Source organism: Sphingopyxis indica (assembly GCF_900188185.1).
Lineage (GTDB): Bacteria > Pseudomonadota > Alphaproteobacteria > Sphingomonadales > Sphingomonadaceae > Sphingopyxis > Sphingopyxis indica.
Window position 1 is genome coordinate 157,002 of sequence record NZ_FZPA01000004.1, and the last position, 22,066, is coordinate 179,067.

21 protein-coding genes are annotated in these 22,066 nt (G+C 67.1%); 13 read left to right on the plus strand and 8 right to left on the minus strand.

Going from position 1 to position 22,066, the window contains the following annotated elements; genetic code table 11:
* Window positions 1-16: 16 nt before the first annotated feature.
* Together CHB69_RS07935 and CHB69_RS07940 are read right to left on the minus strand one after the other, a co-directional pair.
* Window positions 17-718, minus strand: coding sequence for an HAD family hydrolase (locus CHB69_RS07935; protein WP_089215452.1), 702 nt, complete (start codon window positions 716-718; stop codon window positions 17-19).
* Between the two features lie 34 nt (window positions 719-752).
* Window positions 753-2,309 carry a lipopolysaccharide biosynthesis protein gene (locus CHB69_RS07940; RefSeq protein WP_089215453.1) on the minus strand — a complete coding sequence of 519 codons (1,557 nt, stop codon included), beginning with the start codon at window positions 2,307-2,309 and terminating at the stop codon, window positions 753-755.
* A 228-nt stretch (window positions 2,310-2,537) separates the two neighbouring features.
* Here CHB69_RS07940 and CHB69_RS07945 point away from each other — a divergent pair, with 228 nt between their 5' ends.
* The 3 genes from CHB69_RS07945 to zapE all read left to right on the plus strand — a co-directional run bounded on the left by CHB69_RS07945 (window position 2,538) and on the right by zapE (window position 5,004).
* Window positions 2,538-3,320, plus strand: coding sequence for a succinate dehydrogenase iron-sulfur subunit (locus tag CHB69_RS07945; RefSeq protein WP_089215454.1), 783 nt, complete (start codon window positions 2,538-2,540; stop codon window positions 3,318-3,320).
* 64 nt (window positions 3,321-3,384) lie between these two features.
* Window positions 3,385-3,876, plus strand: coding sequence for a PaaI family thioesterase (locus CHB69_RS07950; protein ID WP_170935478.1), 492 nt, complete (start codon window positions 3,385-3,387; stop codon window positions 3,874-3,876).
* 6 nt (window positions 3,877-3,882) lie between these two features.
* The gene (gene zapE, locus CHB69_RS07955; protein ID WP_089215552.1) at window positions 3,883-5,004 is read left to right on the plus strand and encodes a cell division protein ZapE; all 1,122 of its coding nucleotides are present in this window, start codon (window positions 3,883-3,885) and stop codon (window positions 5,002-5,004) included.
* Window positions 5,005-5,231: 227 nt separating this feature from the next.
* On the opposite strand, the gene CHB69_RS07965 is transcribed toward zapE, so the two are convergent.
* Window positions 5,232-6,275, minus strand: a complete 1,044-nt coding sequence (locus tag CHB69_RS07965; RefSeq protein WP_089215456.1) for a polysaccharide deacetylase family protein — start codon at window positions 6,273-6,275, stop codon at window positions 5,232-5,234.
* 305 nt (window positions 6,276-6,580) lie between these two features.
* Between CHB69_RS07965 and mdh the strand changes: the two genes are divergently transcribed.
* The 9 genes from mdh (at window position 6,581) to lpdA (ending at window position 15,622) form a co-directional block, all read left to right on the plus strand.
* A complete protein-coding gene (mdh, locus tag CHB69_RS07970) occupies window positions 6,581-7,543 on the plus strand; it encodes a malate dehydrogenase (protein ID WP_089215457.1) in 963 nt (320 codons plus the stop codon).
* A complete protein-coding gene (locus CHB69_RS07975) occupies window positions 7,540-8,103 on the plus strand; it encodes a hypothetical protein (protein WP_141133935.1) in 564 nt (187 codons plus the stop codon). Before mdh ends, CHB69_RS07975 begins: the two co-directional genes overlap by 4 nt.
* Window positions 8,100-8,990, plus strand: coding sequence for a succinate--CoA ligase subunit alpha (gene sucD, locus CHB69_RS07980; protein ID WP_089215459.1), 891 nt, complete (start codon window positions 8,100-8,102; stop codon window positions 8,988-8,990). Before CHB69_RS07975 ends, sucD begins: the two co-directional genes overlap by 4 nt.
* Before the next feature lie 106 nt (window positions 8,991-9,096).
* The gene (locus tag CHB69_RS07985; protein ID WP_089215460.1) at window positions 9,097-9,387 is read left to right on the plus strand and encodes a GIY-YIG nuclease family protein; all 291 of its coding nucleotides are present in this window, start codon (window positions 9,097-9,099) and stop codon (window positions 9,385-9,387) included.
* 51 nt (window positions 9,388-9,438) lie between these two features.
* On the plus strand, window positions 9,439-12,252 hold the full coding sequence (locus tag CHB69_RS07990) for a 2-oxoglutarate dehydrogenase E1 component (RefSeq protein WP_089215461.1): 2,814 nt from the start codon (window positions 9,439-9,441) through the stop codon (window positions 12,250-12,252).
* A gap of 19 nt (window positions 12,253-12,271) precedes the next feature.
* Window positions 12,272-13,504, plus strand: a complete 1,233-nt coding sequence (gene odhB / locus CHB69_RS07995; protein ID WP_089215462.1) for a 2-oxoglutarate dehydrogenase complex dihydrolipoyllysine-residue succinyltransferase — start codon at window positions 12,272-12,274, stop codon at window positions 13,502-13,504.
* 35 nt (window positions 13,505-13,539) lie between these two features.
* Window positions 13,540-13,854 (plus strand): hypothetical protein, encoded by a 315-nt coding sequence (locus tag CHB69_RS08000; protein WP_141133936.1) that lies wholly within the window; start codon window positions 13,540-13,542, stop codon window positions 13,852-13,854.
* Between the two features lie 4 nt (window positions 13,855-13,858).
* Window positions 13,859-14,221 (plus strand): gamma-glutamylcyclotransferase family protein, encoded by a 363-nt coding sequence (locus tag CHB69_RS08005; RefSeq protein WP_089215464.1) that lies wholly within the window; start codon window positions 13,859-13,861, stop codon window positions 14,219-14,221.
* 3 nt (window positions 14,222-14,224) lie between these two features.
* Window positions 14,225-15,622: a dihydrolipoyl dehydrogenase gene (lpdA, locus tag CHB69_RS08010; RefSeq protein WP_089215553.1), complete on the plus strand. Its 1,398-nt coding sequence runs from the start codon at window positions 14,225-14,227 to the stop codon at window positions 15,620-15,622.
* 87 nt (window positions 15,623-15,709) lie between these two features.
* Here lpdA and CHB69_RS08015 read toward each other — a convergent pair whose 3' ends face one another.
* Window positions 15,710-15,961 carry a hypothetical protein gene (locus tag CHB69_RS08015; RefSeq protein ID WP_141133937.1) on the minus strand — a complete coding sequence of 84 codons (252 nt, stop codon included), beginning with the start codon at window positions 15,959-15,961 and terminating at the stop codon, window positions 15,710-15,712.
* A gap of 210 nt (window positions 15,962-16,171) precedes the next feature.
* A complete protein-coding gene (locus CHB69_RS08020; protein ID WP_089215466.1) occupies window positions 16,172-16,633 on the minus strand; it encodes a GFA family protein in 462 nt (153 codons plus the stop codon).
* A 35-nt stretch (window positions 16,634-16,668) separates the two neighbouring features.
* Between CHB69_RS08020 and CHB69_RS08025 the strand changes: the two genes are divergently transcribed.
* The gene (locus tag CHB69_RS08025; RefSeq protein WP_245836622.1) at window positions 16,669-17,313 is read left to right on the plus strand and encodes a trimeric intracellular cation channel family protein; all 645 of its coding nucleotides are present in this window, start codon (window positions 16,669-16,671) and stop codon (window positions 17,311-17,313) included.
* Between the two features lie 452 nt (window positions 17,314-17,765).
* Here CHB69_RS08025 and sppA read toward each other — a convergent pair whose 3' ends face one another.
* The 3 genes from sppA to proB all read right to left on the minus strand — a co-directional run bounded on the left by sppA (window position 17,766) and on the right by proB (window position 22,033).
* A complete protein-coding gene (gene sppA, locus CHB69_RS08035; RefSeq protein WP_089215468.1) occupies window positions 17,766-19,745 on the minus strand; it encodes a signal peptide peptidase SppA in 1,980 nt (659 codons plus the stop codon).
* A 70-nt stretch (window positions 19,746-19,815) separates the two neighbouring features.
* Window positions 19,816-20,733, minus strand: a complete 918-nt coding sequence (locus CHB69_RS08040) for an NAD-dependent epimerase/dehydratase family protein (protein WP_170935479.1) — start codon at window positions 20,731-20,733, stop codon at window positions 19,816-19,818.
* A 193-nt stretch (window positions 20,734-20,926) separates the two neighbouring features.
* Window positions 20,927-22,033: a glutamate 5-kinase gene (proB, locus tag CHB69_RS08045; RefSeq protein WP_089215469.1), complete on the minus strand. Its 1,107-nt coding sequence runs from the start codon at window positions 22,031-22,033 to the stop codon at window positions 20,927-20,929.
* Between the last annotated feature and the right edge of the window lie 33 nt (window positions 22,034-22,066).

Genomic DNA, 22,066 nt, shown 5'->3' on the forward strand with positions numbered 1-22,066 from the left:
AAGGGCGCAATCGAAGTTAGCAGGCCGCGGTATCGGTTTCGAAATCCGCCGTCCGCCAGCCGTGCCGCGCCGCGTGCGCGGCCGGCCCTTTGCCCCGCCCGATCAACCAGGCTTCGTGGGCGAGCGCAAAGGTCGGGGCATCGCTGACATGATCCGAATAGAAGCGGATGCGGCGGGCGCCGCCGGGGACGTTGGCATCGAGCCATTCGGTCACGCGCCGGGCCTTTTCCGCGCCATAGCAATTGCCCCCGTCGAGCGCGGGCAGCCAGTTGCCCGCGGCATCGCGCTGGTGGCGGGTGGCGACGACGGCGTCGAATCCCAGCGCTTCGGCGATCGCATGAGCATAGAATTCAGGCGCGGCGGTCGCCATCAGCAGGCGAAACCCCTCGGCGCGATCGCGCGCCACGGCGGCGCTGGCACCCGGCGGAACATCGGCGGGGACGCGCCAGCCCGCAAAGCGTTCCGCCAGCTTTTCGGCGCGGTCCGGGGTCAGGCGCGGCCCCAGCATCAATCGAATGGCGGCGGGCTTGAAACGATCGCGCCCATAAAGCCGCAGCGCATGGCCGAGACCCAGCGCTGCGAGGCCGGGCAGCAGCAGCAGGCGCCAGGGGGCTTCGTGCCAGGCCGCCCAGATCAGGAACAGGGTGAAGGTCGGCCGGCGCAGCAGGGTGCGGTCGAGGTCATAGATGGCGACGCGCGTCGCTGTGGGGTCTGTCACGCGGATCGGGTCCTTTTGGCGGGATTCGTTGGAGTCATGACGCTTCCGATAGGGTTCCGCCTTGGAGGCGCAGCCGTCGCCCGACGCTGCCGAGTGAGGCGCGGTCGGCGTCGGGCAAGGCGAACCGCACCGACAGCCAGATGGCGGCCATGGCCAGCAGGATGATCAACGGCAACGCCGCGGCGTCGGGCAGCCGTCTTGCCACAAAGGCCAACAGCCCCGCCACCAGCGCAACCAGCCCGCCGCGCAGCGCTACCGACAGAAATTGCCCATCGAAGGGATGCAGCTTCTCGGTCAGGGCGAGCTGGAGCATCGGAATGCCCGCCATCACGATCAGGCCGGCCGCCATGCCCAGCGTAACCCCGGTCAGCGCGTCCATATGACCGACGATCAGCGAACCCGCCCCGATGGCGACAAGGACGCCGGCGATGCTGGCGGTGAGCTGGTGGCGAAAGGCCGCCACGACTTGCAGGATGGGCTGCGAAATGCCGAGAACCGCCTCTGCCGCGCGGGCGAGGAACAGGATGATGACCGCGCCCTGCGCGACATGCGCCTCAGCGCCGAACAGCCCGAGCAGCGACGAGCTGCCCGCCGCCAGCACCGCCGCCAGCGGCAGCGCGACGGCTGAAATCAGGCGTGTCGCATAGGCATAGATGGCGGCGACCTGTGCGCGGTCGGCGCGCTCGGCGCTCGCCGCGAGCGGCGCGAGGACATAGACGAAGGCGATGCGGACGAGCTGGACGACGCTCGACAGCTTGCGGGCGATGGTGAACAGGCCCGCCGCCGCGGCGCCGCCCGCGCCGGGGATCAACAGGTTGAGGATCAGCGCCGGCGCATCGCCGAACAGGCGGGCGATGACGTTCGAGGGCAGGATCGAAAGTCCCGCCCAGAAGGTGTTCTTCGCGGTCGCGCTGCCGCGCGGCGCGCGGCGCAGCTCGGCGAAGCTGTAATAGCGCGCGAGCAGCCGGACGCAGAGGAAGGCGGTCACCGCCAGCGAGCAGATGTGCGCGATGAACAGCCCCTTGAGCCCGAGCCCGCCCGCGAAGAACAGGCCCGCAAAGACGAGCCGCAAAATCTGTTCCCAGACGATCCGCAGGCGGATCTCGGCCCCGAACACCATGCGCGCGCGCATCGCCGACGTCGCAATCTCGACGAACGCCCAGAGGGGGAGCGCCCAGACGAAGAGCTGGATCGCAGGCACGACGAGCGGCCGGTCGCGCGTCGCGACGTTGAGGAAGGGGGCGAGGTCGGCGGCGAACAGTGCGATCCCGCCGGCGACGACCAGGCACGGGCCGACGCCAAACAGCATCGCGGTGCGCAGTGCGGCTGCGGCTTCGGCATCGCTCGCCGATTGCGGCACGGTGCGCTGCATCGCGCTCGTCATGCCGAGGTCGAAGATATTCTCGATCAGGTTGATCGCCGCCCAGAGCACCGCATAGAGGCCATAGCCCGCGAGCCCGAACATCGCGACATAGAGCGGCTGCGCGACGATCTCGACCACCGCGCCGAGCCGCGCGAGCACGGTCGTGCCAAGCCCCTTCGCAACATGGCGACTGGTGACGGCTGGCGCTGGGGCGGGCTCTTCGCTCATCGCTGCGCAAGTAGCATCATTCGCCGCAAAAAAAAGCTGTGTGCACCCGCGGAGGCGGGTGCCCATCACCCGACGGCGCAAAATAGAGCCGGAGGGAGATGGGGCCCCGCCTTCGCGGGGACACACGAAAGGGATAGGGCCAAAGAGATTCGATGGGGACATCACCCCCTTGCCGTCGCGGTTCATCGGGTCTAGGCGTCGGCGCGATTGCACAAGGGAGCCCGCGATATGGCCGAATTTCGCCTGCCCAGGAACAGCCGCGTGAAGAAGAATGGCACGGTTCACACTGCCGAGGGCGCGACCAACGTCAAAAAGTTCAAGGTCTATCGCTACAATCCCGACAGCGGCGAAAATCCGCATTTCGACACCTTCGAGATCGATCTCGACACATGCGGGCCGATGGTGCTCGACGCGCTCATCAAGATGAAGAGCGAGCAGGATTCGACGCTCACCTTCCGCCGCTCGTGCCGCGAGGGCATTTGCGGCAGCTGTTCGATGAACATGAACGGCAAGAACGGCCTTGCCTGCACGACCGCGATCGAGGATCTGAAGGGCGACATCCGGATCACCCCGCTGCCGCACATGGAAGTCATCAAGGATCTCGTCCCCGACTTCACCCATTTCTATGCGCAATATGCGTCGATCGAGCCCTGGCTCAAGACCAAGACGACGACGCCGAGCGGCAAGGAGCGGCTGCAATCGCCCGAGGAGCGCGAGAAGCTCGACGGTCTCTACGAATGCATCCTCTGCGCCTGCTGCTCGACGAGCTGCCCGAGCTATTGGTGGAACAGCGACAAGTTCCTCGGCCCCGCGATCCTGCTCCAGGCCTATCGCTGGCTCGCCGACAGCCGCGACGAGCTGACCGGCGAACGCCTCGACGAGCTCGAGGACCCGTTCCGCCTCTATCGCTGCCACACGATCATGAACTGTGCCAATGCGTGTCCCAAGGGCCTGAACCCTGCGCGCGCGATCGCCGAGATCAAGAAGCTGGAAGCCGAGCGGCAGGTTTGATGGCGGCTGACGCCAGGGATGGGGGAGCGGGCCGGTGCCGCTCCGCCTTCGCGGACGATCGACAATGAACGACAGCATCGAGGAGCCGAAGCGGCGCGACAATTTCAGCGCCGAAGAGGTCGGCGACGGCTGGGTCAGCTGGAATCTCAAGGACCCGAGCCGCTTCAACAGCTTCATCGAGCCCTTGTCGGTGCGCGTCGAGGCGCCGACGCCCGACGGCCGCCCGTGCGCGCGCGTGCGCATGTTGCCGCAGCGCAAGCACAGCAACCTCGGCGACAATGTCCATGGCGCGGTGACGCTCGCACTCGTCGACATCGCGCTCTTTGCCGCCTCGCACCAGTTCGGTGCGCTCGACGCCGGCCATTCGGTGACGCTCGATCTGTCGACGCAGTTCGTCGGCGCCGGGCGGACCGGCGAGCCGATGGACGCGGTCGTCGAGCTGGTGCGCGAGACCGGCCGGCTGATCTTCCTGCGCGGGCTCGTCGTCCAGGGCGCCGGGGACGAGCATATCGTGCTGAGCTTCGCCGGCACCATCCGCAAGGCGAGCAAGCGCTGAGTGCCGCTGCTCGCGACCTATGACGCGCTGGTCGCCGCGGGCGAGCTGAAGCCCGACCCCGAGCAGCGCGCGGCGGCCGAACGGCTCGCGCTGCTCCAGCAAGAGCTCGAAGCCGCGCCGCCGCGCGGCAGCCTGCTCTGGCGTATCGCCCGCCGCAAGCCGCCGTCGCCGCGCGGCGTCTATCTGTGGGGCGCGGTCGGGCGCGGCAAGTCGATGCTGATGGATCTCTTCTACGATCGGCTCGCGATCCAGCGGAAGCGGCGCGTCCATTTCCACGCCTTCATGCAACAGGTCCACGCGCAAATGCGCGAGGTCCGCAAGACCGAGAGCGGCGACCCGATCCCGCAGGTCGCGGCGATGCTCACCGACAATGTCCGCTGCCTCGCCTTCGACGAGATGGTCGTGAACAACAGCGCCGACGCGATGATCCTGTCGCGGCTGTTCACCGCGCTGATCGAGCATGGCGTGACCGTCGTCGCGACCTCGAACCGCCCGCCCGCCGATCTCTACAAGGACGGGCTCAACCGCGAGCATTTCCTGCCCTTCATCGCGCTGATCGAGGAGCGGCTGGACGTGCTGGGTCTCAACGGCCCGACCGATTATCGCCGCCACCGGCTCGGCGACGGCAAGCGCTGGTTCGTGCCCGCCGACGCCGCGGCGACCGGGGCGCTGTCGGCGGCCTTTTTCCGCCTGACCGACTATCCGCCCGAGGACCGCGCGCATGTCCCCTCGCTCGACCTCGACGTCGGCGGCGGGCGCGTGCTCCATGTTCCCAAGGCGCTGAAGGGCGTCGCGGTCTTTTCGTTCAAGCGGCTGTGCGGCGAGGCGCGGGGGGCGGCGGACTATCTCGCGGTCGCGCGCCATTTCCACAGCGTGATCGTCGTCGGCATTCCGCGTATGGGGCCGGAAAACCGCAACGAAGCGGCGCGCTTCGTCACGCTGATCGACGCGCTCTACGAATATAAGGTCAAGCTGCTCGCGAGTGCCGCGGCCGAGCCCGACCAGCTCTATGTCGCGGGCGACGGCGCGTTCGAATTCGAACGCACGGCAAGCCGCCTCGCCGAGATGCAGTCCGATGCGTATCTCGCGCTAGGCCACGGGCCCGGCGACAGCACCCGCGAGGTTTGAAGCGATTTTGCTCAGGGCGAGGAGGGAAGCCGCAGGAATATGTCAATATTTCAAGACTTCCCGACGAAGCCATGGGCAAAATCGGTCAAATCCCGAAGGGACGCCGAAATGGCTTCGATCTCGTCTCCGCGCGGCCTTGCGGATAGAGCCACTATCCCCTGTGGCCGCGCGAAGGCGATATCTTCGCCATTTCGACGCCTCGCGGGTGCTGTCGCCGGGTCCGTGGCCTAGGCCATGGCCAGGATGATGCCGCCGACGACCTTGCCCCAGCGCGATGAGTTCGCCGCGACATAGGTGAGGCTGCGGACATAGCGCACCTCGTGCGCCAGATGGCCGATCGCCTGTTCGGCGACGCGCTTCCAGGTGCGCACCGGACGCGGGGCGGCGGCTTCGATGCGGCCGGGCTGGGCGGGCGGCAGCGGCAGCCCTGCAAAGCCGCCGCTCGACACGCGCGGATCGTCGGCGACCGCGCGGCACAGCGCCCTGAGCCGCGCGACCGCGAGCCGGTTGACCACCGCGCGGTCGCGGCTCATCAATTCGAAACTGTGGCTGAACGCCGAAAACTGGATCGCGCCGCTCGCCGCCGCATGATCCAGCGCGTCGCGCATTTCCTCCTTCGACATCGCGCAAAGCTGCGCGGGGCGAAAGCTGCCGGGACGGTCCATCAGCCCGCTCACCGGTACTTCGCACACACCGTGGTGAAAGCGCATACCGAGATTGTCGGCATCGAGCCCGATCCTGCACTCGCGGCCCAGATAGGCGGCATTGAAGCTGCTGTCGTAGCGAAAGCCGAGCGCGGCGAGCGCGGCGAGCGTATCGTCGTTCGCGCCGAAATTTCCCGCGCGAAAGGCGATCGGGTCGGGCGCGCCCGCGCTCACCAATATGTCGCGTGCGAGGCCGATCAGCTTCTTCTGCGCGGGCAGGGCAAAGTCGGCGATGTTGCGGCCGGTCTGCTTGCCGACCGGATTGAAGCGCGCGAACTTCAGCCATTCGGTATGGATGTGCAGCTGAACCTCGTGCCCGCGCGACACGATCGGGTGGACGATCGCCTCGATGATCTTGGGGCCATAGACGAGCGCGGGCATCGGATCGACGAAGAAAACGCCCTTGATCCCGTGCGCCTCGAGCACGTCCATCTGATATTCGATCCCGAAATCGCCGTCGCGGCAGCGGCCGAGGACCGAGCTTTCGAAATTGGCACGCGCATCGGCGCCCTGCTGAAAAAGGGCAGCCGACAATTCGGTGTCAAAGCTGATGATCGCCCGCGTCATGTCGCGCACGCGTAGCAAGGGCAGGATAAGGGACGGTTAAGCCACGCCCAAGGTTCGGAAGCGCATCGCTCGGCCGGCGACGGCGGAAGCGGCGGCGCGACCCGGATCGGCCGGGCTCTGCGGGTAAAAGATATTGCGAACTATTTGCAAAGAAAGCCGGATTTTCGTCCTTTTCGCGGTTGTTTCCTTAAGGGAATCGGCGTAGGGGCGTCGCCATCCTTGGGACCGGCAAGAGGCTTTGGCCCGTGCCCCCGCCGGTCTGTGACCTAATTGCCGGGCTTGCCACGAAGGGAGTGCCGCGCACCATGGGACGTAAGAAGATCGCGCTGATCGGCGCCGGGAATATCGGCGGAACGCTGGCTTTGCTCGCCGCGCAAAAGGAACTCGGCGACGTCGTGCTGTTCGACGTGGTCGAAGGCGTGCCGCAGGGCAAGGCGCTCGACCTGTCGCAGGTCGGGCCGATCGCGGGCTTCGACGCGAAGATCACCGGCTCGAACGATTACAAGGACATCGCGGGCGCCGACGTCATCATCGTCACCGCCGGCGTCGCGCGCAAGCCGGGCATGAGCCGCGACGACCTGCTCGGCATCAACCTCAAGGTCATGAAGGCCGTGGGCGAGGGCATCAAGGCCAACGCCCCCGACGCCTTCGTCATCTGCATCACCAACCCGCTCGACGCGATGGTGTGGGCGCTGCGCGAATTCTCGGGCCTGCCGCATAACAAGGTCGTCGGCATGGCCGGCGTGCTCGACTCGGCGCGCTTCAGCCACTTCATCGCCGACGAATTCGACGTCTCGGTGAAGGATGTGAACACCTTCGTCCTCGGCGGCCACGGCGACACGATGGTGCCGGTGGTCCGCTATTCGACCGTCAACGGCATCCCCGTCCCCGACCTCGTCAAGATGGGCCTGTCGTCGCAGGACAAGATCGACGCGATCGTCAAGCGCACGCGCGGCGGCGGCGGCGAGATCGTCGCGCTGCTCGGTACCGGCTCTGCCTTCTATGCCCCCGCGGCCTCGGGCATCGCGATGGCCGAAGCCTATCTGGGCGACCAGAAGCGCATCCTGCCCTGCGCCGCCTATGTCGACGGCCAATATGGCGTCGACGGCCTCTATGTCGGCGTGCCGGTGATGATCGGCGCGGGCGGCGTCGAGAAGATCGTCGAGATCGAACTCGACGACGAAGATAAGGCGGGCCTGCAGGTCTCGGTCGATGCGGTCAAGGAACTGCTCGACGCGTGCAAGGCGCTGGACCCGTCGCTGGCGTGACAATCGTTCTCGCAGTTCTCGCCGCGGCGAGCGGCCCGGCAGGCGGATCGGCATATCCGGTCGAAGCAGTGCTCGATGATGCACGCTCCGCCTGCGCGGTCGCTTTGAATGGCGAAGCTGTGGACAATGAATTGGCGTCGGCTGGTTGGGCAGTCGCCGAGCCTATTGCCGGAAGCTGGCTTGCCGAGGAGTTGGCAGAAAAATGGGACTCCGTCGGCACGTCGCACCGGCAGTTCGTCAAGGATAGTGGTGGGCGTCAGCTTTATGTGATCTTCGGTATGGACCGAGATACGAGGTTTACGCAATCGATCTGCACCGTCCGGGAACCGAAAGCGGTTCTGCGCAGTGACGGGGCAAGGATCGTGCAATGGGCGGGGCGTGCCCCTGTCGCCCCAGCATTCGCCATGCCAGATTTGAAGGGTTTGGATGACGTCGGTTTTCGTAAGCTCTGGAATCCGGGCCTGAATGACAATTCGGACGAAACTCAGATCAACTACGCCAAAGGTTTCGGCCTGACTTATTACGCTGTCAGGATTGAAGAAGGAACAGAAGTGCAATGAGCATCCTCATCGACAAGAATACCAAGGTCATCACGCAAGGGATGACCGGCGCCACAGGCACCTTCCACACCGAACAGGCGCTCGCCTATGGCACGCAGATGGTCGGCGGCGTGACGCCGGGCAAGGGCGGCACGACGCACATCGGGCTGCCGATGTTCGACACCGTCGCCGAAGCCAAGGCGGCGACCGGCGCGACCGCAAGCTGCATCTATGTCCCGCCGCCGTTCGCCGCCGATTCGATCCTCGAGGCGATCGACGCCGAGATGGAGCTGATCGTCTGCATCACCGAGGGCATTCCGGTGCTCGACATGGTCAAGGTGAAGCGCGCGCTGTCGGGCTCGAAGTCGCGGCTGATCGGCCCGAACTGCCCCGGCGTGCTGACCCCCGACGAATGCAAGATCGGCATCATGCCGGGCAGCATCTTCAAAAAGGGCAGCGTCGGCGTCGTCTCGCGCTCGGGCACGCTGACCTATGAAGCGGTGTTCCAGACCACCAACGCCGGCCTCGGCCAGACCACCGCGGTCGGCATCGGCGGCGACCCGGTGAACGGCACCAACTTCATCGACGTGCTCGAACTCTTCCTCGCCGACGACGCCACGAAGAGCATCATCATGATCGGCGAAATCGGCGGCGACGCCGAGGAGCAGGCGGCGCAGTTCCTGATCGACGAAGCCAGGCGCGGCCGCAAGAAGCCGATGGTCGGCTTCATCGCGGGCCGCACCGCGCCTCCGGGCCGCCGCATGGGCCACGCCGGCGCGATCGTGTCGGGCGGCAAGGGCGACGCCGAAAGCAAGATCGCCGCGATGGAAGCCGCGGGCATCACCGTGTCGGCGAGTCCGTCCGAACTCGGCACGACGCTCGCCGAGGTGCTGAAGGAACGCGTTTGATTTTGGAGCGGTCTGCCAATTCGTGTGTCCCCGCGAAGGCGGGGACCCATGGCAGCGTCGAATGGGTCCCCGCCTTCGCGGGGACACGCGGAAAGCGAGGCTGAAGATGGTTCGACCCGGCTATGTTTACATCATGGCGAGCCAGAAAAACGGTACCATCTATATCGGCGCGACGAGCGATCTGCCCCAACGGGCATGGCAACATCGCGAAGGCATGATCGAAGGTTTTACAAAGGATTATGGCTGCAAATTGCTGGTTTGGTTCGAGGTGTTCGAGAGCATATATGACGCCCGGCAGTTTGAAGCGCGAATGAAGAAATGGAACCGGGCTTGGAAGATCAAGCGAATCGAGGAACGAAATCCCGATTGGGCCGATCTATTCGAGACGCTTGTTTAGTCCCCAGGAGATGAGCTCCTGCCTTCGCAGGGGCACGAAGGGTTTGGAAAAATGAACCTCGAACGACAGAGCTTTGATATCGACGAGCCGCAGGCGGGGCCGAGCTGGGCGCCGAAGAACTGGCCGCCCGTCGACAGCGACGACTGGACCGCCGCGCTCGACCCGCAGCAGATGCAGGTCGCGGTGAAGGCTGCGGCGGCAAAGGCGGGCGCACCGCTCTCGAACGCCGAGGTCGAGCGCGCCGCCGACGATTCGATCCGCGCGATGATGCTGATCCGCACCTATCGCGTGCGCGGGCATCTTGCCGCCAATCTCGATCCGCTCAATCTGTCGACGCGCGAGCTTCCGGCCGACCTCACCCCCGAATATCACGGCTTCGTCGGCGCCGATCAGGACCGTCCGGTTTTCATCGGCGGCGCGCTGGGGCTGGAAAAGGCGACGGTGCGCGAGATCGTTTCGATCCTGCAGGCCAATTATTGCGGCCACGTCGGCCTCGAATATATGCACATCGCCGACGTCGAGGAGCGGCGCTTCCTGCAGGAGCGGATGGAGGGCGCCGACAAGCGCGTCGAATTCACCCGCGAGGGCAAGCAGGCGATCCTCAAGAAGGTGATCGAGGCCGAGGAATGGGAGAAATTCCTCGCCAAGAAATATGTCGGCACCAAGCGCTTCGGGCTCGACGGCGGCGAGGCGATGATCCCCGCGCTCGAAAGCATCATCAAATATGGCGGCGCGCTCGGCGTGCGCGAGATCGTCTATGGCATGGCGCATCGCGGGCGCCTGAACATGCTCGCCAATGTGATGGCGAAGCCCTATCGCGTGATCTTCCACGAATTCCAGGGCGGCAGCGCGAACCCCGACGACGTCGGCGGGTCGGGCGACGTCAAATATCACCTCGGCACCTCGACCGACCGCGAATTCGACGGGATCAGCGTCCATATGTCGCTCGTCCCCAACCCCTCGCACCTCGAAGCGGTCGATCCAGTGGTGCTCGGCAAGGTGCGCGCGCAGCAGGTCCACCGCGACGACCTCGAAAAGCATGAGCAGGTGCTGCCGGTGCTCATTCACGGCGACGCGGCCTTTGCGGGGCAGGGCATCGTGTGGGAATGCCTCGGCTTCTCGGGCGTTCCCGGCTATAATACCGGCGGTTGCATCCACTTCATCGTCAATAACCAGATCGGTTTTACGACGAGCCCGCAATTTGCCAGATCGTCCCCCTATCCGTCGGACGTCGCGAAGGGCGTCCAGGCGCCGATCCTGCACGTCAACGGCGACGATCCCGAGGCGGTGACCTTTGCGTGCAAGCTCGCGATCGACTTCCGCCAGCAGTTCAAGCGCGACATCGTCATCGACATGTGGTGCTATCGCCGCTTCGGCCACAATGAGGGCGACGAGCCGGGCTTCACCCAGCCGCTGATGTACAAGATCATCCGCAAGCATCCGCCGGTCAGCGAATTGTTCGGCGCGCGGCTGGTCGATGAGGGCGTGATCGACGGCGATTATGTCGCGACGCACCGCCGCGAATTCGTCGCGCACCTCGAAGAAGAGTTCGAGCTCGGCGCGAGCTACAAGGCGAACAAGGCCGACTGGTTCGCGGGCCGCTGGTCGGGGCTCTATGCGCCGAAGGACGAAGGCAATACGCGCCGCAACGTCGATAGCGGGGTGACAAGCAAGCTGTTCGATGCGGTCGGCCGCGCGATCACGACGATCCCCGACGATGTCGATGTCCACAAGACGCTGCGCCGGGTGATCGACGGGCGCGCCGAAATGTTCCGGTCGGGCGAGGGCTTCGACTGGGCGACCGGCGAGGCGCTCGCCTTTGGCACCCTGCTCAGCGAAGGCTATCAGGTGCGCCTGTCGGGTCAGGATTCGGGCCGCGGCACCTTCAGCCAGCGCCATGCGGTATGGGTCGACCAGACGACCGAGGCGAAATATGTGCCGCTGAAGACGCTGCCGCACGGCCGCTTCGAAGTGCTCGACAGCCCGCTTAGCGAATATGGCGTGCTCGGTTTCGAATATGGCTATGCGATGGCCGATCCGAAGAGCCTCGTGCTCTGGGAAGCGCAGTTCGGCGACTTCGCCAACGGCGCGCAGATCATGATCGACCAGTTCATCGCATCGGGCGAAGCGAAGTGGCTGCGCGCCAACGGCCTCGTCCTGCTGCTGCCGCACGGCTACGAAGGGCAGGGCCCCGAGCACAGCTCGGCGCGCCTCGAACGCTTCCTGCAGCTGTGCGCGGGCGACAATATCCAGGTGTGCAACATCACCACGCCGGCGAATTATTTCCACGTCCTGCGCCGCCAGATGCTCCGCGACTTCCGCAAGCCGCTGATCATCATGACGCCGAAGTCGCTGCTCCGCCACAAGCTCGCGGTCAGCAGCCGCGACGAGTTCCTCGGCGACAGCCACTTCATGCGCATCAAGTCCGACATGACGCCCCCCGCCGACGACAGGATCAAGCGGCTGGTGCTCTGTTCGGGCAAGGTCGCCTATGACCTGATGGAAGCGCGCGACAGCGCCGGCCTCGACGATGTCAGCGTGGTGCGGATCGAACAGCTTTACCCCTTCCCGGGCGAAGCGCTCGCGGTGCGCCTCAAGCGGATGACGAATCTCGAAACGGTCGTCTGGGCGCAGGAAGAGCCGCGCAACAACGGCGCCTGGTTCTTCGTCGAATCGCTGATCGAGGAATCGCTGGACGAAGCCGGGCACAAGGGTATGCGCCCGCGCTACGCCGGCCGTCACGCCGCCGCCTCGCCCGCGACCGGCCTGATGAGCCGCCACCAGACCGAGCAGGCGGCGCTCGTCGCCGACGCGCTCGGCCTCAGCGTCCGCGCCGAAATCCGCCGCACCAAGAACAAAGCCTGATCCCCAAGGAACGAACCCCATGAGCACCGAAGTCAAAGTTCCCACCCTCGGCGAAAGCGTCACCGAAGCGACGATCGGCGAATGGCTGAAGCAGCCCGGCGAGGCGGTCGCGGTCGACGAACCGATCGCCAGCCTCGAAACCGACAAGGTCGCGGTCGAAGTGCCCTCGCCGGTCGCGGGTGTGATGGGGCAGCAGGTCGCCGCGGTCGGCGACACGGTCAATGTCGGCGCGGTGATCGCGACGATCGAAGCGGGCGACGGAAAGGCTGCTCCGGCAGCGGCGCCTGCGCCGAAGGCAGAGGCTAAGGCCGAAGCCGCCGCGCCTGCGCCTGCCGCGACCGGCGGCGAGAGCGTCGATACCGTCACCACCATGTCGCCCGCGGTGCGCCGCCTCGTCCTCGAGCATGGGCTCGACCCGACGAAGATCAAGGGCAGCGGCAAGGATGGCCGGCTGACCAAGGAAGATGTGCTCGCCGCGGCCAACGCGGCGCCCGACGCATCGCCCGCGCCGAGCCCCGCCGCCGCCGCCGCCGCGCCGGCGAGCGCCCCCGGCCGCCAGGAAGAGCGCGTCAAGATGACGCGGATGCGCCAGACGATCGCCAAGCGGCTGAAATCGGCGCAGGACACCGCGGCGATGCTGACGACCTTCAACGACGTCGACATGTCGGCGGTGATCGAGGCGCGCACCCGCTACAAGGATCTGTTCGAAAAGAAGCATGGCGTGCGGCTGGGCTTCATGGGCTTCTTCACCAAGGCGGCGTGCCTCGCGCTCAAGGATATTCCGGCGGTCAACGGCCGGATCGACGGCGACGAGATCGTCTACAACAATTTCATGGACATCTCGGTCGCGGTCAGCGGCCCCGCGGGCCTGGTCGTGCCGGTGATCCGCAACGCCGAAACCCTGAGCTTCGCCGAAATCGAAAAGACGATCGGCGACTTCGGCAAGCGCGCCAAGGACGGCACGCTGACGATGGAGGACATGACCGGCGGCACCTTCACCATCTCGAACGGCGGCGTGTTCGGGTCGCTGATGTCGACCCCGATCATCAACCCGCCGCAGTCGGCGGTGCTCGGCCTCCACCGCATCGAGGACCGCCCGGTCGTCGCCAATGGCGAGGTGGTCGTGCGCCCGATGATGTATCTGGCGCTCAGCTACGACCACCGGCTGATCGACGGCCGCGAGGCGGTGACCTTCCTGAAGACGATCAAGGAAGCGATCGAGGATCCGACGCGGCTGCTGATCGACCTTTAAGGATGGCTGGGCGCGTCGGCGCAAAGGAGAAGGGCATGAGCTTGCAGTCGTTCGCCGCGCGCCGCGCCCTGCTTCCGCTTGCCGGGCTCGCCGCGCTGACGGGGTGCGGCGAGGCCGAAAAGGCGTTCGACGACGGCTACAAGACGCAGTTCGTCGAATCCTTCACCAAGACGTGCCAGTCGAGCGCGACCAAGGGCGGCGCGCCGGCCGATGTCGCGGCAAGCGTGTGCCAATGCGCGGCGGACGAACTGGTCGCCAAATATGGCCCGGGCGAGCTGCTGTCGCTGTCGGACGAGGAAGCGCTGCCGGTGATGCAGGGCTGTGCGCGGCAGGCGGGGCTGGAGGTTTAGACCGATGGTCGCGGCGCACGAACCGCTGTTCGCCTATGGCAGCCTGCAACGCGCCGACGTGCAGCGCGAGCAGATCGGGCGGCAGCTGGTCGGGACGGCGGACGCGCTCGCGGGCTTCCGCCTCGGACGCCTCGCGATCGACGATCCCGAGGTCGTGCGGCGGAGCGGCGAGACGCATTATCCGGTGCTCACCGAGGACGCCGCGGCTTCGCAGCGCGTCGCGGGCACCCTATATTGGCTGACGAAGACGGAATTGGCCGCGGCCGACGCCTATGAGGCCGAAGATTATGAGCGAAGGCGGGTGACGCTGGAATCGGGCCGCACGGCCTGGGCCTATGTCGCGGCGCCGGGGCTCGAAACGGAGTGAATGATGGCTGACTATGATTATGACGTGCTGGTGATCGGTGCCGGTCCCGGCGGCTATGTCGCGGCGATCCGCGCGGCGCAGCTCGGGCTCAAGACCGCGTGCGCCGAAGGGCGCGAGACGCTGGGCGGCACCTGCCTCAACGTCGGCTGCATTCCGTCGAAGGCGATGCTCCACGCCTCCGAATATTATGACGCCGCCGCGAACGGCGCGATGGAGAAGATGGGGATCAAGGTGAAGCCCCAGCTCGATCTCGACACGATGCACGGCCAGCGCAAGGACGCGGTCAAGGGCCTGACCGGCGGCATCGAGTTTCTGTTCAAGAAGAACAAGGTCGACTGGCTGAAGGGCTATGCCAAGTTCACTTCGGCCGACACGGTCGAAGTCGCGGGTAAGGCGGTCCGTGCGAAGAATATCATCATCGCCACCGGCTCGTCGGTGACCCCGCTTCCCGGCGTCGAGGTCGACAATGACAAGGGCGTGATCGTCGATTCGACCGGCGCGCTCGAACTCGCCAGAGTGCCGGGGCATATGGTCGTGATCGGCGGCGGGGTGATCGGGCTCGAGCTTGGCAGCGTGTGGCGCCGGCTGGGCGCCAAGGTCACCTGTGTCGAGTTCCTCGACCAGATCCTGCCGGGCATGGACGGCGACGTCCGCAAGGAAGCGAACAAGATCTTCAAAAAGCAGGGTATCGAGTTCAAGCTCAAGACCAAGGTGACCAAGGCCGAGGTGAAGGGCAGGAAGGCGGTGCTGACGCTCGAACCCGCCGCGGGCGGCGACGCGGAAATGCTCGAGGCCGATGTCGTGCTGGTGTCGATCGGGCGGCGGCCGAATACCGACGGCCTTGCGCTCGACAAGGCGGGTCTCGCGACCAACCAGCGCGGCCAGATCGAGGTCGACCATGATTTCCGCACTGCGGTCGACGGCATCTGGGCGATCGGCGACGTCGTGCCGGGGCCGATGCTCGCGCACAAGGCCGAGGACGAAGGCATCGCCTGCGCCGAGAATATCGCGGGGCTGACCGGAATCGTGAACCATGACGTCATCCCGTCGGTTGTCTATACCATGCCCGAAATCGCCGGTGTCGGCCTGACCGAGGAGGCGGCAAAGGAAAAGGGCGAGGTCAAGGTCGGCAAATTCCCGATGCTCGCGAACAGCCGCGCCAAGACCAACCACGAGCCCGACGGCTTCGTGAAGGTGATCGCCGATGCCAAGACCGACCGCGTGCTCGGCGTGTGGTGCATCGCGAGCGTCGCCGGCACGATGATCGCGCAGGCCGCGCAGGCGATGGAATTCGGCGCGACGAGCGAGGACATCGCCTATACCTGCCACGCGCATCCGACGCACAGCGAGGCGATCAAGGAAGCCGCGATGGCGGTCACGGGCAAGCCGATCCACATCTGATCGGGGCGCCCCGGCGGGAACGATAGAAAAAGGGCGGCAAGGTCACTCCTGCCGCCCTTTTGTTTTCGGCAGGATGCCGAATGCAGACTAGGCCTGCGGTTCGGAGTCCGGTTCCTCCGTCGGAGCGGGTGCCGGATCGTCGGTCGGCGCCGGTGCCGGCTCTTCGGTGGGCGCGGGAGCCGGCTCGGTGGTCGGATCGCTGGAGGGATCGGTCGTCGGTTCGGGGGCCGGAGCCGGCTCTTCGGTCGGTGCCGGGGGCTGGGTTTCCTGGGCAATCGCAGCCAGCGGCGAAACGACGAAGCTCGCCGCTATGACGGACATAATCGCAATCTTACGCATGATATCTCCTGTGAGTTGAGCGATGAGGTCGGAACCGGACCGCCTCGATCGCGCCGGGCTTGCCTTTTTCCGCAAACCGTGGGCCGCAACGTGCCCGCCTCCGCCATGGTTCCGGCCCGCCGCCGGCTCCGCGTTCATTGTGGGACGGATGCCTCGATTCGTGCGGCGGGTCGTTCGTATCGGACCGAACGGCCTCGGCCCAACCGACGGTCAGCGCTGCATCAACGCGCGCCAGCGCATCCGGGCCGCATCGCTCCACACGCCTTCGGCCGACGGATAGAATTCGGCGAAGACCGGCACGTCGTCGGGGAGGATCACCCACGGCTGCTTGCTGCTCGTGAAAATATGGACGTCGGGCGGGAAGGGCGCCGGATCGTCGAGCGTTCCGACGCGGACGAAGGACGAGCGCCGTCCCGACGTCGCATAATGACTCCACAGGGCGACGCGGCAGATCGGACAGCGCGCGATTTCCTGTCCCTTGCCGCTTTCCGAAGGGGTCGGAACATAATCGGGCGTCCCTTCGACCTCCAGCCGGTCGCTTTCGATCACCGCGTTGACAACAAAGGCGCTGCCGGTCTCGCGCTGGCACCAACGGCAATGGCAGCAGTGAACGATCATCGGCGCGTCGGTCATCCGGTAGCGGACCGCGCCGCAGCTGCATCCGCCTTCCATCGCCCGCTCCTCTCCGTTGTGCGCCGACGCGTGCGATGATAGCGCCGCAGGCGATGGATGCGCAAACCCTCGTTCGCCTGCTCGACCTTGCCGGCATCGGCGTCTTCGCGCTGACCGGCGCGTTGATGGCGGTGCGCCTCCGCCAGACCTTCGTCACCGCGGGCTTCTTTGCGCTCGTCACCGGGGTCGGCGGCGGCAGCGTTCGCGACCTGCTCATCGGCGCACCGGTGTTCTGGGTGCAGGACGGCGCGGTCGCCGCGGTGTGCATCGCGATCGCGCTGATCGTCTGGGTGACCCCCGAGCGCTGGTGGCGGGGGGATTTGCTCGAATGGGCCGACGCGGTGGGGCTCGCGGCCTATAGCGTGTTCGGCACCTGGAAGGCGATCAGCTGGGGGGTGCCGGTCGTGCCGGCGCTGTTGATGGGGATCATCACCGGCTGTGTCGGCGGCATCATCCGCGACGTGCTCGCGAGCGTGCCGTCGATCCTGTTGCGCCCCGAAATCTATGTGACCGCGGCGGCGCTCGCTTCGGGTCTTTATCTGCTCTTGTTGTGGGCCGGCGCGAGTACCGTCGCCGCCGCCGCCTCCGGCGCCCTCGCCGGCTTCGCGCTGCGCGGCGCGGCAATCCGCTGGTCGCTCGCGCTCCCCGTCTATCGCGCGGGCGAGGATAAAGAGTTTTAAATTGTCATATTTTTCGTTAAGCAGGAACCTAATGATACCGGGATGACGCCCCGGTGAAAGAAACTGATCGAGGGTCGCAACCATCCTCCCGGGTTCATGAATTTCCTTTTGCTTTCCTTCGGCGCCGGCGTGGAGGCACCCCCCTGCACCGGATCATGCTCGAATGACGGGTTCGCGGTGTCCGCGCTGGTCCTGCTGTCGGCGCTGACGCTCCTCTGGTTCGCCGGACGCGCATTGATGCCACATTGGCGCAGCCTTGCGGCGAGGATCCTTCGGTCGCGGACGTCGAGCATCCGGATGCGGTCCGAAAGGCTCTGGATCGACGCACTCTTTTGAAAGAAGCCACGCCAACGCGGGGACCCATCTTCTGACGATCAACCCCGGGGCCGTCCGAAGATGGGCTCCCGCCATCGCGGGAGCGCACGGTTCATTCAATCAAACCTGACCCCGCGCTAGTTGAGCAGCAGCGCGATGCTGGCAAGCCAGCCCTTCGTCCCGGCCGCCCGGCGCGGCAGTGCTGGCTGATAGGCGCGGCAGTCGAGGCACGCGGCCTGCACCGACCCCGCATCGGTCAGCAGCGACAGATCCTGCACCAGCCGCCGCTCGGTCAGCTGGCGGTTCAGCGCCGCGAGACCGAACCAGCCGCGCGGCGCGCGCGCCGTCTGGTCCTTGTCGGGACCGAACAGCTCGGCCAGCATCTTCGAAAATTCGCTCGGCTCGTCCTCGAAATATTCGGCGTGATAGTCGCCGTCGATCTTCGCGAGCTTCGCCGCCGCCGCCATCGCGTCGGGCAGCCCGCCGAACTGATCGACGAGGCCGATCTGGCGCGCGGTGCCGCCCGCCCACACGCGCCCTTCGGCGATCGTGCGGACCTTTTCGATCGGCTGCTTGCGGCTCTTGGCGACGAGGCCGGTGAAGCGCGCGTAGATATCTTCGACGCTCGCCTGCGCGAGCTGGTTGAACGTCTCGTTCACCCCGCCGAGCAGGTCGGGCTGGCCCGACAGCGGCGTCGTCGCGATGCCGTCGGCGTTGACGCCGATCTTGGCGAGCGCCTTGTCGAAGCTCGGCAAAATGCCGAACACGCCGATCGAACCGGTGATCGTGTCGGGCTCGGCAAAGATGCGGTCGGCGGGGGTGGAGACCCAATAGCCGCCCGACGCGGCGACATTCGCCATCGACACGACGATCGGTTTCTTCTTCGCCTTCGCGGCGAGCAGCGCCTGGCGGATCTGTTCGGATGCCATCACCGAACCGCCGGGGGAGTCGACGCGCAGCACGATCGCTTTCACAGCGTCGTCGCTCGCCGCGTCGAGGATATGGTTCGCGATCGTCTCGCCGCCCGCCGTGCCGTTCGACGCCTCGCCATCGACGATCTCGCCGACGACGGGGACGACGCCGATCGTGCTGCCCTTCTCTTCGGGCGGGTTGGCCGCAACCCAGGTGTCGAGCGGGATCGCGTTATAGTCCCACGGCCGGCTGTCGTCGGACACGCCGCTGATTTCGGCGACGCGCTCGTCGAACGCCATGTGGCTGCCGAGCTTGTCGACGAGCCCGGCATCGAGCGAGGCTTTCGACAGGTCGTTGCCTGCCGCCTTCACCAGCCCGGGCGTGTCGGCGATGAAGGCGTCGAGCTTTGCCTTGGACCGCGCCTTCTTCACCTCGCCCAGCCAATCGTCCCACAACACGCCCGCATAGGCCAGGTTGGCTTCGCGCGCCTCGGGCGACTGGTCGCTGCGCAGAAAGGGTTCGACCGCGCTCTTGAAGGTGCCGACGCGATAGATGTGCGCCGTGATGCCGAGCCGGTCCATCAGCCCCTTGTAATAGAGCCGCGACCCGCCCGGCCCGGCGATCGCGACGCCGCCGATCGGGTCCGACCAGATTTCGCTCGCGTGCGCGGCGAGCTGATAGCTGTCGGTCGTGTAGGCGGTGGCAAAGGCCAGCACCGGCTTCTTCTTCGCGCGCACCTTGTCGATCGCGGCACCGATCTCGGACAGCGACACCTGCCCGCCGCCAAGGAAGCGATCGAGGTCGAGCACCACCGCGCTCACCCGGTCGTCGTCGGCCGCGGTCTCGATCGCATGAACGACGTCGCGGACGCGAAATTCGCGCAGCTGTTGCCCGCCCGACAGCGCGGCGAGCGGATCGACCTCGGCGGGCTGCTCGGTGACGACCCCGTCGAGTTCGAGCACGAGCGCGCCCTTGCTTACCGGCAGCGCGGCATTGGGGCGCCCGGTGAGCAGGCCGAACAGGACGACGAAAAACAGCAGCAGAAAGATCAGCGCGAGCCCATCCTTGATCGCGACGAGCAGGTTCCAGACCTTGCGCGGAAAGCTGGTCGCAGGGCGCGGCGCGGGGGCGCCCGGCGGCGCGGCGCGCACGGGGATGGCCCAGGGACCCTGGCTGTTCGGCGGCGTAGAGGTGGTGTCGGTCATGTCTGCAGAAGTAATCGCGGCATCCACCCTTGGCAATGCACGCTTCGACGGACGACGTTTGGGGCCGGATCTAGAGCCAGCCCTCGCGTCGATACCAGCGAACGGTTTCGGCGAGCGCGTCGTCGGTCGCGATTTCGGGTTGCCACAGATCGGACGGCGGACAGGCGCCATCGGCGACCACCCAGTCGGGATGCGCGATATAGCGCGCGCGGTCGGGGGTCAGCTTGGCGCGGCCGCGGCGCAGCAGCGGGTCGAGCCGCCCGCCGGCTTTGAGCAGCGATGCCGGAATGGCGAGCGTCGAGACGCGGCTGCGCCCGACCGCGCGGCCGATCGCGCGCGCGAAGGCGCGGTGGGTCCAGCCGCCCGGCTCGCCGTCGTCGGGTTCATAGACCTGCGCGATGCTCGCCTCGCGATCGGCGGCGAGTGCGACGAGCAGCCGCGCGAGCTCGTCGACATAGATCGCCGACATGCGCCCGGCGGGGGGAAGCAAGGCGATGCCGCGCCGCGCCATGCGAAACAGGTCGAGCATCTCGGTGTCGCCGGGTCCGAAGACCGCGGGCGGGCGCACGATCGTCCAGTCGAGCCCGCTTTCGCACACGATCGTTTCGGCGCGCGCCTTCGACCAGCTATAGTTCGACAGTTCGGCCTCGCGCGCGGCGAGCGAGGAGACATGGACGAAGCGCGCGACCCCCGCCGCGCGCGCGGCGTCGACGACATGGCGCGTCGCGGTCGCATTGCCCGCCTCGAAATCGGCGCGCGTCGGGACGTTGACGACCCCCGCGATATGCATCACCGCGTCGCTGCCCTGCGTCATCGCGGCGAGCGCGTCGGGCCGGTCGAGCGCGCCCGCGATCCAGGTCACGCCTTCGCGCTCGGGCTGGGGGCGGCGGGTGAGCGCGCGGACGTGCCAGCCCGCCGCGACCGCCCGCGCCAGCGTTGCCCGGCCGACGAAGCCGGTCGCGCCGGTCATCGCGAGGGTGGGGGTCATCTTCCCCCCTCCCGCTTGCGGGAGGGGCAGCGAGACTTGCGAACTTGTTCGCTAATCGCAGCGGGGTGGGCCGTTGCAACGTCGCTGCCCACCCCCAACCCCTCCCGCAAGCGGGAGGGGGGAGGCATCGCCCTGTGCCTATGCGATTGCCCGCCCCCCTGAAGGGAAGGGGCTTCAAAAGATCGGCTGGCCTTCACAGCAGCACCAGATGATCGCGGTGGACCATTGCGCTGCGCGGGGCATAGCCGAGCGCGGCGGCTTGCGCCTCGCGCCCGAGGCCCAGGATCGCGGCGGCGTCGGCGGCGGGATATTCGGACAGGCCGCGCGCGACGGTGCGGCCGTCGGGGCCGGCGATGTCGAGGATGTCGCCGCGCGCGAACTCGCCGCTCGCGCTTGTGATCCCCGCGGCGAGCAGGCTCGCGCCGCCCTGCAGCGCCTTGACCGCGCCCGCGTCGATGACGAGCCGGCCCCTGGCGGTGAGCCCGCCGGCGAGCCACGCCTTGCGCGCGCTCGCGCCCTTTTCGGCGACGAAGATCGTGTGCCGCGCCGCGGTCGACAGCGGCCGCTCGATGCGGCCCGAGGTGATGGCCAGATGCGCGCCGGCCGCGCCGGCGATGCGCGCTGCGGCGATCTTCGATACCATGCCGCCCGATCCCATGCCCGACGCCGATCCCGCATCGGCCATCGCCTCGATCTCGGCGTCGATGCGCTCGACGCGCGCGATATGCTGCGCGCCCGCCAGCGCCGGGTTGCGGTCGTAAAGCCCGTCGATGTCGGACAGCAGCACGACGCCCTGCGCCCCCGCCGCCTGCGCGATGCGCGCGGCGAGCCGGTCGTTGTCGCCGAAACGGATTTCCTCGGTCGCGACGCTGTCATTCTCGTTGATCACCGGCACCACGCCAAGGCCGAGCAGCCGGCCCAGCGTCGCGGCGGCGTTGAGGTAGCGGCGGCGATGCTCGAGGTCGTCCAGCGTCACGAGCATCTGCGCCGCGGTCAGCCCCTCGGCGCCGAGCACCTCGGCCCACACCTGGCTCAGCGCGATCTGCCCGGTCGCCGCGGCCGCCTGCGCGTCCTCGAGGCTCGCGCGGCCGCCCTTCGGCAGTCCGAGCCGCCGCGCGCCGAGCGCGATCGCGCCCGACGATACCACCGCGACCTGCTGCCCCGCACGGGCGCGTTCGGCGATGTCGGCGGCGATCCCTGCCAGCCAGTCGCGCCGCACCGCGCCGCCTTCGTCGACGAGCAGCGCCGACCCGATCTTGACGATCAGCCGCGGGCAGGAGGCGGGGGCGAAAAGGCTCATGCCTGCGCCGATAGCGCGGCATCGGGGGAGTGC